The organism is Paenibacillus phyllosphaerae (assembly GCF_014192105.1).
Classification (GTDB): Bacteria; Bacillota; Bacilli; order Paenibacillales; family Paenibacillaceae; genus Paenibacillus_Z; species Paenibacillus_Z phyllosphaerae.
The window spans coordinates 1-17,530 of sequence record NZ_JACHXK010000037.1 but is presented as its reverse complement, the minus strand read 5'-3'; the positions used below and the strand labels follow the sequence as shown (position 1 = coordinate 17,530).

15 protein-coding genes and 1 rRNA gene are annotated in these 17,530 nt (G+C 53.3%); 2 read left to right on the top strand and 14 right to left on the bottom strand.

What is annotated here, in order from left to right; genetic code table 11:
- Positions 1-44: 44 nt before the first annotated feature.
- From FHS18_RS33040 to FHS18_RS33020, 5 genes are all read right to left on the bottom strand, one after another.
- Positions 45-1,085, bottom strand: coding sequence for a LacI family DNA-binding transcriptional regulator (locus FHS18_RS33040; protein ID WP_183604658.1), 1,041 nt, complete (start codon positions 1,083-1,085; stop codon positions 45-47).
- Between the two features lie 91 nt (positions 1,086-1,176).
- Positions 1,177-2,073: an ABC transporter ATP-binding protein gene (locus FHS18_RS33035; protein ID WP_183604657.1), complete on the bottom strand. Its 897-nt coding sequence runs from the start codon at positions 2,071-2,073 to the stop codon at positions 1,177-1,179.
- Positions 2,074-2,078: 5 nt separating this feature from the next.
- A complete protein-coding gene (locus FHS18_RS33030) occupies positions 2,079-4,943 on the bottom strand; it encodes an ABC transporter permease (protein ID WP_183604656.1) in 2,865 nt (954 codons plus the stop codon).
- A 34-nt stretch (positions 4,944-4,977) separates the two neighbouring features.
- A complete protein-coding gene (locus tag FHS18_RS33025) occupies positions 4,978-6,012 on the bottom strand; it encodes an efflux RND transporter periplasmic adaptor subunit (protein ID WP_183604655.1) in 1,035 nt (344 codons plus the stop codon).
- Positions 5,984-6,697 (bottom strand): ABC transporter ATP-binding protein, encoded by a 714-nt coding sequence (locus FHS18_RS33020; protein WP_183604654.1) that lies wholly within the window; start codon positions 6,695-6,697, stop codon positions 5,984-5,986. Before FHS18_RS33020 ends, FHS18_RS33025 begins: the two co-directional genes overlap by 29 nt.
- Before the next feature lie 462 nt (positions 6,698-7,159).
- Here FHS18_RS33020 and FHS18_RS33015 point away from each other — a divergent pair, with 462 nt between their 5' ends.
- The gene (locus FHS18_RS33015) at positions 7,160-8,299 is read left to right on the top strand and encodes a glycoside hydrolase family 5 protein (RefSeq protein WP_183604653.1); all 1,140 of its coding nucleotides are present in this window, start codon (positions 7,160-7,162) and stop codon (positions 8,297-8,299) included.
- Between the two features lie 158 nt (positions 8,300-8,457).
- On the opposite strand, the gene FHS18_RS33010 is transcribed toward FHS18_RS33015, so the two are convergent.
- From FHS18_RS33010 to FHS18_RS32980, 7 genes are all read right to left on the bottom strand, one after another.
- Positions 8,458-9,291, bottom strand: coding sequence for a sulfurtransferase (locus FHS18_RS33010; RefSeq protein ID WP_183604652.1), 834 nt, complete (start codon positions 9,289-9,291; stop codon positions 8,458-8,460).
- Positions 9,284-10,135: a MerR family transcriptional regulator gene (locus tag FHS18_RS33005; RefSeq protein ID WP_183604651.1), complete on the bottom strand. Its 852-nt coding sequence runs from the start codon at positions 10,133-10,135 to the stop codon at positions 9,284-9,286. Before FHS18_RS33005 ends, FHS18_RS33010 begins: the two co-directional genes overlap by 8 nt.
- A 31-nt stretch (positions 10,136-10,166) precedes the next feature.
- On the bottom strand, positions 10,167-10,922 hold the full coding sequence (locus FHS18_RS33000; RefSeq protein ID WP_183604650.1) for an ABC transporter ATP-binding protein: 756 nt from the start codon (positions 10,920-10,922) through the stop codon (positions 10,167-10,169).
- A 14-nt stretch (positions 10,923-10,936) separates the two neighbouring features.
- Positions 10,937-11,689 carry an ABC transporter permease gene (locus FHS18_RS32995; protein ID WP_183604649.1) on the bottom strand — a complete coding sequence of 251 codons (753 nt, stop codon included), beginning with the start codon at positions 11,687-11,689 and terminating at the stop codon, positions 10,937-10,939.
- 88 nt (positions 11,690-11,777) lie between these two features.
- A complete protein-coding gene (locus FHS18_RS32990) occupies positions 11,778-12,950 on the bottom strand; it encodes a phosphotransferase enzyme family protein (protein ID WP_221401557.1) in 1,173 nt (390 codons plus the stop codon).
- Positions 12,947-13,870 carry an ABC transporter substrate-binding protein gene (locus FHS18_RS32985; protein ID WP_183604648.1) on the bottom strand — a complete coding sequence of 308 codons (924 nt, stop codon included), beginning with the start codon at positions 13,868-13,870 and terminating at the stop codon, positions 12,947-12,949. Before FHS18_RS32985 ends, FHS18_RS32990 begins: the two co-directional genes overlap by 4 nt.
- A gap of 62 nt (positions 13,871-13,932) precedes the next feature.
- A complete protein-coding gene (locus FHS18_RS32980) occupies positions 13,933-14,931 on the bottom strand; it encodes an ABC transporter substrate-binding protein (protein WP_183604647.1) in 999 nt (332 codons plus the stop codon).
- 187 nt (positions 14,932-15,118) lie between these two features.
- On the opposite strand from FHS18_RS32980, the gene FHS18_RS32975 reads away from it, so the two are divergent.
- A complete protein-coding gene (locus FHS18_RS32975) occupies positions 15,119-15,823 on the top strand; it encodes an HAD family hydrolase (RefSeq protein WP_183604646.1) in 705 nt (234 codons plus the stop codon).
- A gap of 153 nt (positions 15,824-15,976) precedes the next feature.
- Here the strand turns inward: FHS18_RS32975 and FHS18_RS32970 are convergent, their stop codons facing one another.
- Entirely contained in the window at positions 15,977-17,026 is a 1,050-nt protein-coding gene (locus tag FHS18_RS32970) for a DUF3231 family protein (RefSeq protein WP_183604645.1), read from the bottom strand.
- Positions 17,027-17,394: 368 nt separating this feature from the next.
- A 23S ribosomal RNA gene (locus tag FHS18_RS32965) occupies positions 17,395-17,530 on the bottom strand; the annotation flags it as partial.

Below are 17,530 nucleotides of genomic sequence, written 5' to 3'. Positions count from 1 at the left end.
TCGATTCTTTATTGGTCTTGCTGATTATACGTGTCTCATTCACTTCATCCAGAAGCCGCATCGTTATCCCGCACATAGGCATATTGCTCGCGAAGGATCGGATCGCCTTGAATGAGCTTTTTCTCGACCGCGGAGTCGTGGTTCTGAATGCGCCATAGCATCTGGTCCACCGCGCGCATTCCCAACAGCTCTTTATTGACGTCAACCGTGCCGAGTATCGGATGGGATTCGCACGTATTGTCGAAGCCCGTTACGGCACAGTCCCGCGGCACGCTAATCTCACGCTTGCCAAGCTCATCGACCAGATACTGAGCCGTCGTGTCGTTGGCGCAGACAAACACCTCAGGCAGCTCCTTCAGCTCGAGCTGCGGGAACAATTTGTACATGTCGTCGCCATCAGGCCCAATCAGCAACGGATCCTGGTTAAGGGCAATTCCATAGCTCTCGAGCGTCGTCCGGAAAGCCAGCCATCGCTCAAAATAACTTTGGGCATCGGATATATTGCCGACGAACTGAAATTTGCGGTAGCCCTTGCTGACAAGTTTCGTCATCAAATTCTGCATGCAGCTGAAGTTGTCCGTGAACACCGTATCGCAAGGGAATGCCGGATCGATATGGTCGACCATAACGACGGGAATATTCAGTCGTCCGATATCGAGCAGAATCGGCGTAGATATCGATCCGACCGTGATGACCCCCTGGATCGCTTCCGGCTTGACAAGGGCGAATACATTGTCGTGGGACGGCTCGGTCAGCGTCATGATATCGATCCCTATCTGATTTAGCCTTGCCGATATGCCGTCGAATACGGGTCCCCAATAGACGGATTCCTTGTTCTGATATCTAATATTCGGGAAGAGGATCACGATCGTTCCCGAACGTTTCCGGTCGGCTTGTTCCTGCGGTTCGCCGGAAAAACGTTTTGGCTCGTTGTTCTTGAAATAGCCGAGTTGCCCGGCCACCTTATATATCATCTCCCGCGTTGCCGCGCTGACGCCCGCTTTTCCGGTAAGCGCGCGCGACACTGCGAACTTCGATACGCCCGCCATGTCGGCAATTTCTTGAATGGTTACTTTCCCTCTCATATTCAATCATCCAATCCGACTAATTTTCGTAAGTTCTGTCAACTCCTCTTCCCTATAATAGCAGAAAATTTGTCGAATCAAACGATACACCTCACATTTTTTCATGACTTTTCCAATGTGCCGGAAGCAGCACGATCCGCTCTTCTTCCAACCGCAGGAGCACTTTATCGGCATTCCTCGCGCCGATCGCTTCCAGATAGTGCTCCGGAACCTGTAGGCGCCCGGAACGGTCCATTACGGCATACTCCACATGCGTGTCGTCCGATTCGGCTGACCCGCCAGCCCCATCTGCGGCTTCGATCTCGTCCGCGCGACGGATCATCTCCGACGAGGTGCGGCCGTCGCGGATGGCGACGACGCGATCCACCTGCTTGGCGAGATCGAGATCATGCGTGACGATGACGATCGTAATCCCGAGCTGGGCATTGAGGTTGCGCAGCAGCTCCATCACTTGCGCCGAAGTGCGCGTGTCGAGTGCCCCGGTCGGTTCGTCAGCCAGCAACAGCTTGGGACGGTTGGCGAGCGATATCGCAATGGCGACCCGCTGCTGTTCGCCGCCGGACAATTGCTCGAGCCGGTTATTCAAGCGATGGCCAAGTCCTACCGCTTCGAGCAATTCGATGGCGCGCTTGCGCTTTTCCTTCCGGTCATGCAAGAGCATAGGGATCTCGACATTTTCCCTTGCAGTCAGATATGGAATCAGATTCCGGGCTTTATTCTGCCAGACGAAGCCGGCCGTCTCACGCTTATATCGCGAAAGCTCCTGATCCGTCAGCTTCTGCATGTCGATGCCGTCAATCGTCAGACGGCCGGCAGAGGGCCGGTCCAGACCTCCGAGCATATTCAGGAGCGTCGACTTGCCGCTGCCGGAGTTGCCGATAATCGCCATCATCTCGCCTTGCTTAACCTCCAGGTTCAGTCCCTGAAGCGCCATGACTTCGATATCGGCCGTCTTGTATATCTTCACGAGGTTCTCGCATGTAATCATCGCCCTTAGTCCTCCCCTAGCTTCACGGCTTGATAGACATTCATTCGTTTCAGCAACCAGGCGAGAATGACTAACGCGGCGGCGAGCATGAAGCACGTCGCGACGGCAAGCCGGACGATGTCGGCGTTATCCGAGATGACATCGAATGGCGGCACGATTGTCCCGGGATCGAATGACAGCTGATTAAGCGGCACGAAAATACGGCAAGCGGCCCATCCGGTTGCAATCGCGATCAGAAAACCCGCTCCCGTCGTCAGCAATTGCTCGACGATCAGCATGCCGAGAAGCTGGCGGAACGAAATCCCCATCGCCCGGTAAATCCCGAGCTGCAGCATGCGGCCTTGAAGCGACAGAAGCCAGAATAGCATGAACCCGATGAAGCTGATGGCGAGCGAGACGATAAAACCGAGGCTCAAGACGCCGTTAATCGCCATCCGGAACGGATCAAGCCGGCTCTGCGCGATCTCGCCGACCGTATCCTCGAACGATTCAAGCGCGATGCCCTTCTCTTCCATGCCTTCCAGTAGCTTCTGGCGATCCGCCCCAGGCGATAGCTTAATCCATGCCTCGTACGGTTCCATCGCCAGCTCGTTTTGAATCTTCTCGAGATGGCCGATGATCAGCATCGGATTCAAGTTTTCTTGCGTCTCCTCCGGCGAGGCGGCGCGATTCGGATTGAACGATGGAAAATAGTCAACGACCCCGTAGACGATGAACCTCGTCGGGCGCAGTCCTTCCCAACCGATATCCATGACATCGCCTATCTGCGCGCCAAAATGTTCGGCCGCCGTAGTCGACAGCAGCACCGCATTTGCATCGGGGGCCATCAGATTCAAATAGTCATAGAAGTGATGCGGCAGCAGACCTTCCTTCATCCAAGCGGCTTCCCCGAATGCGTCGGTATCGATCCCCATCAGACGAACTTTGCCGCTCTTGTTGCCTAGCCATGCGTCCGAGCCCTCCTTGACGAATACTCTCGCCGCCCACTCGACGCCGGGAAGCTGCTCCAGCAATTCGAACGGCGGCTCCAGATAATTGATTCGAGACGCCGATGCGATCGTCTGATCCGGACCGCCCTGACTCGACGCCGGCGGCGCATCGTTCTCCCAATGTTGGCGCAGCACGATATCGCTGCCATTCGCATACCAGATCTGATCCTCCATGTTGCCGTTAATCGTACGGGCCGTGTTCGCGTTATAGATACCCGTGCCGATCGTCAGCACGAGGAACACCATGAGTCCGTGGTATATCCGATTCCGCCGGCTGACCAGCAGCAGCGTGGAATAAAGCTGCGGCGACCATCGTTTTCGGCCGAGCCTGTAGATGCAGGAAACGATGAGCGGATATACGCGAATGAGCAGCAAGCTTGCGCCAAGAATGAAGAGTGTCGGCACCGTGTAGAGCAGCGGGTCCGCCGAGAGCGACTTTCCGTCCAGGCCGAGCTTAACCAGGTCGCGCATTCGCTGATCGAATACGTAGTAGCCATAGAAGGAGAGCCCGATCAATACGATGTCCAAGCCGAACGTCTGCCATGCCGGACGTTTGCCCTCACGCGCTTTGGCGCGATTCTGGTCGACGATGGAATGGCCGGTCGCCAAGAAGACCGGAACCAGACCGACGATCCAAGAGACGATCGCAGCTCCGCCTGCGTACAGCCAGCTTTCCGCCGACACCTGCACTTCCAGCGCGCCGCGGTCCACGAAGCTCAGGAACGTACTGGTCGAACCGAGCACCCGCGTAAATCCCGCTCCCAGAAAAGGTCCCGCAGCAAGCGCGATTGCGGCGATCAGCCCGAATTCCATCGCGTAGATGGACAAGATATGCAATCTTGTCGCACCGCGGCTTCGGAGCACGGCGATCTCGGACTTTTGGCGCTCGATCAGCATCCCTGTGACCATATAGAGATAGAAGCCGATCAGTATAAACAGCGGTACGTTGAGCGACCACAGCAAATTGCGAAGCGTCTGTTCCCGGTCGGCATATGCGGTCATCGCGTCGCTGCCGGGTACCCAGACCGACGAACTGGCAGAGAAACTATAGCTCCCCAGCATATCCGCAGCCATGTTCGATTTGAGCCCAATCATGAATTCAGCTGTCCGGATATCGAACGAGGTATAATCGGCAGCCGCCAGCGCACCAATCTTCGCGAATACGAAAGGACCTTCCGCCGCGAAATCGCGATTGAACAGCTCCTCCGGCAGGAACAGCGTATTGCGCTCGGGACCGAGCGTTGCCCGGCTCCAATAAACATCGCTCAAATCCTGCTCCGCGATGACAGCAACCGGCTTGACGCGAATGGGTTGCCTATCCGGCCTCGGATCGTCGATGGTATACTCTTGGCCGAGCAGCATCTTCAGCTCGACGAGCGCGTTATCCGTAACCATCACTTCATATACGCCGTTAACTACCTCCTTCTTGGGAAGGACGCCGTCTACGAGTCGCACCTTTTCTTCGAGTCCGGTACGGGCGGAAAATTTGGCCGAACGCTTCTCCTCCGCGTCGACGCGCGACGGATCGGTTGGCGTAAGCGCGAACCGAACGGTCTCCATGATCCGCTGGTCGAGCTGAAGCTTCAGGCTGCCGTCCGTAATGTTGGAAGCCCAGTATGCGGCCAGCCGATTCATAATGGCGGCCTGAATCGTTGGATTGTCATCGCGCATCGTAATGTCGATGGAGACGATGCCGGGATGATTGCCCGTTTGCTCGTAACTGCGGTCCATGTCTTGGACCAGCATGTAGCGGAGCACGGCGTTTTTATAAATCGGCATGCTGGACGTCAACGCTATGCAGCACAACATACCTGCAAGCAGGCTGATCGCTAGCCAGCGGTTTCTTGCCAACTTGCGGAACAACATGATGAGAACGGTCATTGGCCTAACGCTCCCTCGTTTCCTTTGCGTGAACTTACTGAAGAATGATCTTCATGCCATCTTCGACGCCCTGGACGATCTCATACTCCGTGGCGGTCTCAAGCCCAGTCTCGACATCGAGCTCTCTGCGGCGTTCACCATCAAGCACCTGCACGAAGGTCCGGCCGAAATAAGTACGTACGCCGGACTTCGGTACGACGATCACGTTATCACGCCGCGCGGCGACGATTGTAACGTCGGCCATCTTGCCTAGCGCTGCTTCAGCCGGCAAGCTGTCCAATTCCACATATAACGTCTTGGAATATTCCTCTCGCAGCCTGTCATCATCCGTCATCGGAGCAGAGGCCGGCGTTTGCGCCACCTTGCCCGCATACACTTGGTCCTGGAACCTCACTTCCGCCGCCATGCCGACTTTAATGTCCGCCAACACAGGATTATTAGCCGTTGTCATTGCCAGCCGCATCCCTGTCGGCTCAGCGACCGCAGCCAGCACTCTACCAGGTTCCGCCCTATCGCCGGGCATCATGTCGGTGAAGTAGGTAACGATACCGTCGGCTTCTGCCTTAAGCACCGAGGCGGCAACTTTTTCCTTCGTCTTCTCGAACAGAAGCGCTGCCAGCTTATAATCGAGCTGAGCAATCTTGATATGCCCGCTGTTGCCGCCTTTCACCGTCTCTTCCCATGCAAGGCGTTTCCTTTCGTATTCCAGCTCCCGCTGCAGCAGCTCGATATCGATGCCTTCATTCTCCAAGGTCACGAGCACGTCGCCCTTCTTGACGGCTGCTCCTGCCCGAACGCTGACGCTGCCGATCACGCCGCCTTCCTGGAATTGATAATAGTCCACTTGGGTCGGCACGAATGTGCCCGAACCCGTAATTTGCCTCATGATACTGCCCAGCTTCGCGTCAACGGTCCGCGCTTCCGTCTGCGCCGGCTTGACAAGCGGCGGTTTCAGCGGTGCTTGCTCCTGCGGCAAAAGACTGCATCCGCCCGACACCACGGCGGTTGCGACCAGCAAGACGAGCGCACCTATACGGCGATTAGGCCTCCTTGCTGATTTCCGATCCAATTCGACCATCCTCCAGTGCATAAACGTCGTCGACCAGTTCCATAATGTGCGGGTCGTGCGTTGTCAGGACAACGGCGATCCCCTCCGTCCGAACAAGCTCGCGGAAAACTTGCATGACTTGCTTGCCCATTCTCGAATCCAATTCTGCGGTAGGTTCATCAGCCAGAATCAGCTTTGGCTTGTGGGCGATCGCTCTGGCAATAGCCGTCCGCTGCTGCTCACCGCCCGACAGCTCTGGTGGCATATGATGCATCCGGTTGGCCAACCCGACGAACGAAAGCGCCTGTTCCGCCAACATCTTCCGCTCCAGTGTCGGAATGCCGGCGATGCGAAGGCCGAACTCGACGTTCTCGTATGCCGTCATATAAGGAACGAGTGCGAATGACTGGAAGATCAGTCCGATTTCACGCTTGCGCATCTCATTCTTCTGCTGATCGGTCATCTGGCTGCCGTCTCTGCCACCGTATAATACGGTGCCTTCCGTTGGAGAATCGAGCGCAGCCATAATATTGAGCAGCGTCGTCTTCCCTGAACCGGAGCGTCCCTTCAAGGCGATCAACCGGCCGCGGTCGACATTGAGCGATGCGCCCTTGAGGGCAAAGACCGTGCCGTTTCCCTTACCGAATACCCGCGTGACGCCGCGTGCTTCGAGCAGCGGCAAGCCGGGATTTCCCGTCCCGTTCATCTCCTCACTCCCATTCTGTTGGTTGCGGCGATGATTGGCTTTCGTGCGCCGCAATAACTTGCATGCGCTTACATTACCATCATAACAAATCGGGAATGAAGCGCAATGTTTTTTTGTATACGAAATAATCTGTTATGATAAATGATCATGAAATATCACTTTCCTCTTTTTGTACTGCAGACTAAAATACGCGTAAATTCAATAATATCGGCAAAATATCGTATTCCATCAACAGGAATGGCGGCGTTACCCGCTTGCATATATCCACCTAACACTACCAAACATACCGGCATATTCGATGATTAGCCGTTCTCAAAACAGCCCTTTCCGATCCACAAATCGAGCAAAACATTTTGTCTAACAAAAGGATAAATAGAATGGGCGGCGAATATCTTTTGAAATGAAAGGGTTTTCATTTATTGTATGTTAAGAGCTACTTCGATTACGAAGGAGATGGCGGATATGAAAACAAGAATTCCGGTTATCGTCACGCTTTTATTGCCTCTGCTTCTCGTATCCTGCACTTCAAACACGAAACCGCTAAAGGACGATGCCGTACCTGATCCATTCGATCAAGCGAAACAGTTAGGAAAAGGAGTCAATTTGGGGAATGCGCTGGAAGCCCCTACTGAAGGCGCTTGGGGTTTAACCTTGCAGGAGTCGTATTTCGGGCTCATCGCAGATGGCGGATTCGATACGGTTCGCGTTCCAATTAAGTGGTCTGCCCATGCTTCCGCTGAACCTCCCTATACGATCGACGAGACGTTCGCGAAGCGTGTGGACTGGGTCCTCGACCAAGCCGAGTCCCAAGGGTTAAATGCCGTGATCAACATGCACCACTACGATGAGATTTTCGAATCGCCAGACGAGCACCAAGTGCGATTCTTGCGCATTTGGGAACAGCTGGCTCAGCGTTATCGCGACCGACCGCTCTCTGTCTATTTCGAACCGCTCAACGAACCGCACGGCAACCTCACGGCTGCGGCATGGAATGACCTGCTTGCGGAAGCGGTCAAGACGATCCGTAGCATCGATGAACGGCATACCCTGATCATCGGGACATCCGAATGGGGCGGGATCGGAGGCTTGCAAGCCTTACAAGTGCCGGAAGAAGAGAAGAATGCGATTGTTACGTTCCACTACTACGAACCTTTTCTATTTACCCATCAAGGGGCGGAATGGGGCGGTAACGAGACCAACACGACGGGTTTGACTTGGCCCGGGCCGCCATCCAGCCAGGTTCAAGCGAACGAAGCTGCCAATCAGGTGCCCTGGGTTCATCGTTGGTTCGAAGACTACAACACGCAGCCGCCCGAGTACAATCCGGCAAGCCGGGAGAAAGTGATGCAGGATCTCGACAAAGCAGCAGCTTGGGGACAAGAAAACAACCGTCCTCTCTGGCTAGGCGAGTTCGGGGCTTACTCCAAGGCGGACATCGATTCACGCCTTCGCTGGACCGAGTTCGTGCGCAGCGAGGCTGAGAAACGAAACATAACATGGGCGTATTGGGAATTCGGGGCCGGCTTCGGGGTATACAATCGGGAACGCGCGCAATGGAACCGCGATCTGCTTCAAGTGCTTGTCGGTGGAGCAGAGGATTGATTGCCCCGCTCGGCGTGGCCTTAGTACACGAAAAGGAGCTGTCTCAAGAACCATTGTTGTAATGGCTCTTGAGACGCTCCATCATTTTCGAGAGGTACCGAAACCAAGCCGGCCATCACCTGTTACGGCGACACCGGCAATCCTTCTCCCTACCTGAACTACGCTTCGCCTGTCTCGATCGGATTATCCGGATACGAGATCCAATCGTTCCAACTACCTACATATAACTTCACGTTCGTGTAGCCTGCTTCGATTAATGCCAGCACATTGGGGCAAGCGGTAACGCCGGATCCGCAGTAAACAATAATTTCATCGTCTTGAGTGATATTCCGGAACCGCAGCCGCTGCTGCTCCCCGCCTAAGAACACCCCATTGGGCGAGCCTTCTTCCCAATAATAGTTGACGGCTCCGGGGATATGTCCCGCCTTGGCATACTTGCTGGTATCTGCCCCCGTATAACGTTCATGAACCCGAGCGTCTATCAACGTACGTCCAGCGCGGCGCAAGCCTGATCGGACATCGTCCATCCCGACTTTCAGCGCCGCGTTGATCTCCGCCTCATATACCTTTAATGCAGGATTAGGCAATTCGTCCGTCACCGGATACCCGGCCCGCACCCAGCCCGTATACCCTTCCGCTAAAAGTTGCACCCGCTCATGGCCAACATGCTTCAGCATCCACCATAGCCTTGCCGCAATGCTGCCGCCCTGATCATCATAGACGATGACGTGCGTATCGTTATCGATGCCGGAACTTCCCAGCTTCGCCCCAAACCGAGCGATATCCGGCAACGGATGACCGCCGCCATGTTCCTGTTTGGGCCCTGACAGATCTGCATTGAGGTCAAAAAACACGGCGCCCGGCACATGGCTGCGTAAATATGCTTGATAGCCGGCCTCAGGCTCGCCCAGAACGAAGCGTACATCCACGAATACCGTCGATGGATCTCCGAGCAGCCGATACGCCTCCGACACTGAAATTAAATTAGACAATCGCTCTCTCGCCTCCAATCGGGACAATAAGTTCCGTAATATAATTTTCACGCTTCGTCGTGCTCCACGGATCAATAATATACCGCTCGTATGAAGATCCCTGAAGCAGAATTTCGTTGCGCTCCGCCCAATCCTGCACGGCGCGATACGTATGCCCGATCGTCGAATAGTCCCCACGGTGCACCAGGCATACGGCTTGGAAACCGCCGATCACAGCCGTCATCGATGCATTCGACTCATCCTCGATCACGGCCGTATAGCAATCCACTTCAGTGAACGTACGGTCCACCCGGCGGTCAAAGCTCTCGAAGTGCAGCATAAACGGCCCGTAGGCATATATATTGTGGCGTGTGCACAATTCCACGAACACATTGCTGTACAACACCTCGATATCCGCTTCTTGCCGATCTTTCACCTCATAGCGAACCTTCATGGTACGGTAAATCGGGAACATGGAAATTTCGATTTTCGGCTCCGCCGCAGGTTCCGCCAGCAGCGTCTCGCCTTGCTTGAGCAGCCGGTACCACTCTTGAATCGCAAAATGCTTCTTCTGCAGCTCGGCCATCTGCCGCTCCACAATGAGCAGCTCCTGGGCCATATAAGCTTCCAACACATCGAAATCCGGACGTTCCAGCATTCGCGCAATATCCTCCAACTTGAATCCAAGCTGCTTGTAATACTTGATAAGCGGAATCTTGCGCATACCTTCCATGGAATAGTAACGGTAGTTGGTTTCCGGCGAAATGCGGTCCGGTTTCAGAAGTCCGATATCATCGTAATAGCGAAGTGTCCGAATAGGAATTTTACAGTGCTTCGAGACTTCTCCGATGGTGTACCATTCCATTCGCAACACTCCTTCAGCTTCGTTTTCCGGTTTAGAGCAGCGACCGGATCCGTTCCTTCATCTTCAACAGCTTTGGGTCGACCAGACGGGAGCGTTTGTCGCCGACGCCGAAATCCACGCCTAGCTCTTCCTTGATCGTACCGGGTCTGGAAGACAACACGTACACACGGTCGGACAATAAGATCGCTTCCTCAATGTCGTGCGTGATAAACAATATCGTAAGGCCGAAAGCCTCCTGCACCTCCAGCAGCCATTGCTGCATGCTGCTTTTGGTCATCGAATCGAGTGCGCCGAACGGTTCATCGAGCAGCATAATTTCGCCGGAAGCGATGAGCGTCCGCAAGAAGCTGGCACGTTGCTTCATCCCGCCGGACATTTCGCCCGGGTAACGATGCTCATATCCCCGAAGCCCGACGCGGTCGATCAGCGATTCCGCGAGTGCGCGCGACTCCTTCTTGTTGCGCCCTTTCAAGTCAAGCGGCAAGGCGATGTTATCGATGACCGTTTTCCACGGAAGCAACAAATCTTTTTGCTGCATATAGCCGATTTGTCCTCCTATGCTTACGGTGCCGGTATCCGCTTCTTCTAGGCCCGTCATGATATTCAAGATCGTGCTCTTCCCGGATCCGCTTGGGCCAAGCAGACTGACAAATTCGCCTTTGCGCAAATGGAGCGATATGTCCCGCAGCACCTCGCTCCCATCGAAACGTTTGCCGATGCGATCCAACCGGATGACTTCTTCTTTTGCTCCGGCATGCCCTGCCTTCGCCTGTTGCAAAGCGTACATCGCTTCACCTCCCGTTACTTCCAATGGTTGACGCGGCTGGCTACTTTATTAATGAGATAGATTAAGGCAACGCTAATCAACACGATGACGAGAATCGAAGCGAACATTTTATCGAGAGCGTATGCATTCTTCGTTCTTACCATATATACGCCGAGCCCGTCGGTACCGCCTTGCCACTCCCCGATAATGGCAGCCATGAGCATATAGGTGGCAGCGATTTTCAGGCCGGAGAATAAGTTAACCATGGCATGGGGGAGTTTGAGATGATAGAACGTCTGCCATCTATTCGCCTTTATCGAACGGAATAATCGAAGGTAATCGCCATCCACTTTATCGAAGCCGTCAACAAGGCTGATGCAGATCGGGAAGAAGCACATCAGCACAATAATCAGTATTTTGGGCAGCACGCCAAAGCCGAACCAGATAATAAGAAGCGGCGTGATCGCAATCGTCGGTACCGTCTGAGAGACGATCAGAATCGGATAGAGAGATTTCTTCACTACGCCGAAACTATCCATCGCTATGGCTAGAATAAAAGCAAGCGCAACAGACAAGGTAAAGCCGAGCAAAGAGGCGTAGAGCGTGGCTATCAGATGGCGTGCAATCATGCCAAAGTCGGTCAGTAATGCCTTTACCGTATCAAGGGGCGAAGGCAATATATAGATCGGGATGTCTGCGAGCGTCACGACCAACTGCCACATCAGGACAGCAAGGAACAGTGCAGCGATCGGATAGAACCAGTGACCCGTCTTCTTTTTAAGAATCATCGTTGTCACGCCTTTTATCTATTATAATTCCGATGTAATTACTATGAAATTAACAGACGCGTATTCCCTTGTCAATGACTACTAGCCGTTATTCGGTCATTCGTTTGTCATATCGACGTTTCAAATAAGTCAGCAATGCAATGCCGGCTGCTCTTTCAAACCACTTGGCATGCCCTAACCAGTAACGCTCGTAAGCTAGCTCCGCATTCGACGCGGATTCGACGATTCCGGCAAAATAATCGATTTCCGCTAACGCAAATTCCGCATGCACGATCGGCAGGATCGCTGGCAGCGCCGCCATCTCGTACGCCGTCATCGGCCGCACCGATTCATACCCGTTCAGCAGCGCGTCCACATGATCATAACGGACGTGCGCTTCGCCGCCTTCCTCATCCAAGGACAGCCAATCGATCATGTTTCGCTCAATCGCGGTTGCCAGATCATACACCGCAGTCGTCCGGTCCGCCAGGCCAAAATCGAGAATCGTTTCCACCTGCGCCGTTGCGCCTTCTTCATGCCACAGCAGATTGGAAGCATGCCAATCGTTATGCGTCCACAGCGGCTGGAGCCCGCTAATCCAAGGCGCGAGCCGTTTATGCCAAGGAAGGAACGTATCCTCAAAATCCTTCATCCAAGGCTTATTCGCCAGGAAGTCCGACAATGCCGGACGTGCTTCCATGTAGGCATGCAATGCATCTCGTGGAGCAGCCGAAGCAAATATCGTGAAACTTGATACAAGCGTCCGGGTTGAACGTGCTGATGCTTCATAACTCGCTGCCGCTACATGCAGCTTGGCAAGCGCTACGCCCGCCGCATAGGCGTGAGACTTATGTTGGAAAGGACTCCAGGATACCGCATCCCGGTACAAATCCGTTCCTTTGGCAAGCCGATGCACTTCGTACGTCCATTCCCCTAACATATAGGCGCTTTCGCCGTCCAAACCAATCAGGATGTCGCTAACGGGAATGCCGTTCGATCGCAAATGCCCGATCAGTCGATGCTCCTCGCCAAGACCGGTAATGTCTCGTACCTTTGCGTGGTGGCGCTTCACAAAGAGCGGTCCTTGTTCCGTTTCTGCAATGGCAGCACTAGAGAAAGGCCGCGGGCTGTGCCAAATTAAAGCCGATGCCATTCCGATGCCGGCATACCGCGCCAGAATTTCATTCGCTTCCCGAAGCTGGATAGGCGCCCAATCCGGTTCAACGAGCGTCGTCCCCATGCCATGCGCTTGGACTTGCATCAACTCTCGCTCCTTGCTCATTGGGCGATCCTCCGCGGCAAATACGCATTCGTATAGGATGTTTTCCAGCTGTCCCGGTCACGCAGAATACCATGGTCGGCTAGCCAATGCCCATATGGCTCCATCAATTCTGTACGCTGCTGCCCCCACCGCCCGTCATGCAGCCAGGTCGTGGCAATCAAGGGTAGCGATTGCTCAAGCAGTCTCGCAGGAAAATACGGGATGATCCTCTCGTAGATCGGGACAGCTAACAGCGGATCATTCGCCACAGCCAGATATCCCCGTTCCGAGGCAGCCAGGAAATTCCGAACTACAGCTGGTTCACTACGAAGCAGATCCTCTTGCGTGCCCAATAAATAGCTGTGGTACGGGGGCGCTCCGATTTCATCGACTGGCCAAACAATCCGCTCCTCTTCGGGGACATTCGTGTCCATCAGAATTTCCCAAGCCCAGTAACTGCCGAAAGTGGCATCGGCAAGCCCAGCCATGAGATCATCGGGCGTCAGCTCCCGCGTGCCCGCATCGACGATGATAACCGCATCCGGATCTCCGCCGTCTCGCTGCACGAGTTGGCGCACCATCGCTAGTCCCCGAGGCGTGGGGTTCATTGCCAAGCGTTTGCCGCTCAGGTCCCTCGGTCTTAATATACCTTTGCTCTTCACCGTCTGGACGGTCTCCATTCCGCGCTGGTTGATGGCAGCTACGCCAATGACAACGGACAGATTCTCGCGCTGCACGAGCAGACGGTTACTGGGGAAAATGCCGAAATCAGCCTCTCCTCTTGCCAAATAGGATAATGTATCGCCGCGCCCCGGGTCATAAACCGTAAACTCGACATCAAGTCCCGATTCCTCGTACCAGCCCTGTTCCCTGGCATAGTAGAATCCCGCCGAGTTCGTCCATGGATAGAAATATTCCAGCATTACTTTCAGGTGTCTCATCACAAGTTCGCTTCCTTCCCCATTAAGTTAAACCAATTGTGATCACGGGCATCACGCCATGCTTACTTTGGCAGGAACTCGTTCGTAAAGGCCTTACTCGCTTCCAACTCCTTATCGATCAGACCTTTGCTCTTCAGGAAACCGGCATACGCAGACCAGACCTCTTCCTTCATTTTTCCCCATCCCTCTGCATCGGCGATATATTGCTCGGCGAGATATTTTTGACTCTCGATCGCAAGCTCCTTGCTAATCTCGGGAGCATATTTAAGCAGAATCTCTGCGCTTTCCTCCGGATGATCGATGGCATACTGATACCCTTCCTCTGTCGCCTTCAAAAATTTGCGCACTTTGTCCGGGTCGTTCTCGATCGTTTTCGTGCCGCTGATGAGGATTGGCGTATAATAATCGAGTGCCGGATCCAGCTCACGAGCCGGAATGTAAGTCAGGTCGATTCCCTTCAGCTTGGCTTCCACACCGGCCCATCCTTCGAATATCCAAGCAAAATCCACATTCTTCTCCGTTGCGGCGAAGAAATCATCGCTGCCGAGATTCGCAAGCGACAAGCTGCTGAAGTCAGCTCCGTTCTTCTCCATCACCGCCTGCAATACGGCTTCCTCTGAAGGAGATCCCCATCCGCCGTATACTTTGCCTTCGAAGTCCTTCACGCTTTCGATGCCTTTGCTTTTCGGTGCTGCGAAACCCGACGTATTATGCTGAATCAATGCCGCCACGGCCTTAATCGGCAGCGGATCCTTGCTGGTCAGCGCATAGGTCACGTCCTCCTGATAGCTCACGCCGAAGTCGCCTTGACCCGCGGCGATCAGCGTCGCCGTCGAACCTTCGGAAGGCTGCACGATGCTGACTTCGAGCCCTTCTTCCTTGTAGTAGCCTTTGTCGAGCGCGACATACAACCCCGTATGATTCGTATTCGGTGTCCAATCTAGAATCACGTTCGTTTGTTCTAGCTGACCTTCGCCAACTGCCTCACTGTTCCCGCAACCTGTCAGCAGAACTCCTGTCGATAATCCAATTAACGCCATCGCAATCCATCGTTGCTTCATCTCTATCCCCCGTTTCTACGCCAATCAGATATATTGACGTATATTCATAGTGTTTTACTCGGTATAAAAATAATAACCCTCCAGTTTACTGGAGGGTCAAGTATTTCCGTTAAATCTATGTCATCATGAGTAGACAAGCCTCAAACTACGGACTCATCATTATTCAAGTCAACCTGGAGGAATAACAATGCGAGTTGCGTTAATCGACTGGGATAACACCACTCATCAAGGGTATACGATCTATGGTTTGGCCGATCATTTACTTTCCGAAGGCATCGTGAGCATACAGCTGCTCCATAAGTTTGAGCAATTGAAAGCGGCATATGCGGTCGGGCAAATCTCCTATTACGACTATACGGAGCAAACTTGCGCCGCGTTCGCCGATCAGCTGGCAGGTACTCCGCTTCCTCGCTACCAAGAAGCGATTAGATCCTTTCTTCCAAAGAATGAGCGCGCACTGTTTCCCAAAGTCGATGCCCTGTTCGAGATGCTTCACAGATACGATATCGCCGTTTATTTGGTCAGCGGCGCTCCGTATGATGTACTGAACTGTTATCGAGCACGTTTCGGCATCCAAGGGATCTTCGGCTTCAAATTAGGGAAAGCGAATGGGATGCTGACGGGCAACGTCGCCTCTAACTATGGTATTAACAAACAATCCGTTCTTCGACAGCCCTGGTTCAACCGTCCTGATAACGTCCACCTGATCAGCATCGGTGATGCGATTGCGGACATTCCGCTCCTGAACAACGCCATCATTCCAATCATCGTTGGACATGAGCAGTTAGCCCTTCGTCATCCGGCGCAAGCCCTTCGTTTTAGCGACGTCCATTGGGATTTGGAGCAACTTGAATCATGCCTTGCCCGGATTCATTCGGATTCGATTCAATAATTGAGCTCGAATAAATAAACCGACCATACGTTATGGTCGGTCGTGTTTGTCGGTATCCTGCTTCCCCGCGTCAGCGCTCCCAGCTTGCGCCTTGAACATAGGATAAAAACCTGTATTTCTTATAGCTGTAAAGCGACAGCGGCTTTAAGGTATCTATGTTTTAGCCAAAGCCCCACGGTCCGCGGCTTGGGGCGGCTGTTCCATCCAAGCGTGCTCGATCATAATGTTGGCGCCGTCCTCCACGTAATTGCCGACCTCAAGCATGAGTCGACCATACTTGGAGGCGATATCATGCCTAGCGCTCATCGACAACGCATTGCCGTAAGCCCTGATTCTGACCGTAAACATATCCATTTTATGAAACAACATCAATTTATCAGAGAATGGGGATCGAGTGCTATTCAGCACGAGCGGATCGAGCGACGGCGGCGCGGACAAATAATCCTCTTGGAGGATCTTCGTGAACACCGTATAGTGCTTGTTCGCGATTTCGAGCCCCCTGTGGAAATAATCGCGGACTTCTTTGGATTGCGCGGTCTGGCTGAACCCGAGCAGCACCGCTTTGCTGGTCGCGTTATTCTCCGTATTGTCGTACAAATGGGTAATCTCCAACGCTTGAAGCGGCCGGATGTCGCCGAAGAAGCCGTTCAAATAGCCTTGTTTCTTAATAAAATCGATCTCGGTCGGATAAGGAATATAGGCAGGTTTCGTCAGCAGGCCTTTCTTTATCATCGTTTCATTTAGCGTGTTCATTAACTGAACGGTTAAGTGGGTACACTCCGTGAAGAAGGCACGGATATCGGAACGCGTTACAAGCGGGATGGCGATCGCATATACGCCCAGACCGGCTTTGCCAAGATATTTCAGATAGTGCAGATAAAATTCATCGGCGAATAACGGAGGGGCATCCAAGTTGACGTCTTCATCCGTAAACCCTTTTGGTATCGGGTAGTTTTCATGTTTATAGACGTCCCTGATGAATGTCACGAACTGTTGGGAAAGCCCCAGTGCATGCTTCACGATTTCCTTAATCTCTTGGTCCTCCGCATGTCGCACCATGTAGCTCAGCACGCAAATGGACATCGTATTGCCGATATACGTCGCCCAGAGCTTCCCTTGCTCCGCAGACGTTAACTTTTGATCCGTATCGCTTTGCTCAGCATGAAGCAATGGGATCTTTCCGATCAGTTTTGTGAACGACATCTGCAAACTCCCTTCTTTCATTCATCTGCTTATACTCTGTCACACCTCGATTACTTATTCTTCCCGAACATATATTCTTTCGTCACACACTCGACGAATGGACACCGAAGTGGTGAAATCAACCGCTTCTCAGCCGGAAAAAATATAAAAAACAAAAAAGCCGATCATAAATGATCGGCTTTGCTTGGTTATGGCCTGCTTTCCCTGAACGATGAGGTTTCAGGCTAGCACGTTGCGCCTTGAAAACTGGATATGAAACTTACACCTTTAGCTAGGTTTTATCTTGTCCCTGGTTTTCACACCGGGGTCCGAAGATATTCCTCCGAAGCAAGCTTATGCTTCTGAAGTGAACATTCTCCGAATGTTCTTAGGATAAGCCCTCGACCGATTAGTATTCGTCAGCTGCATACATTGCTGCACTTCCACCTCGAACCTATCAACCTGGTCGTCTTCCAGGGGTCTTACGTACTGGGAAATCTCATCTTGAGGGGGGCTTCACGCTTA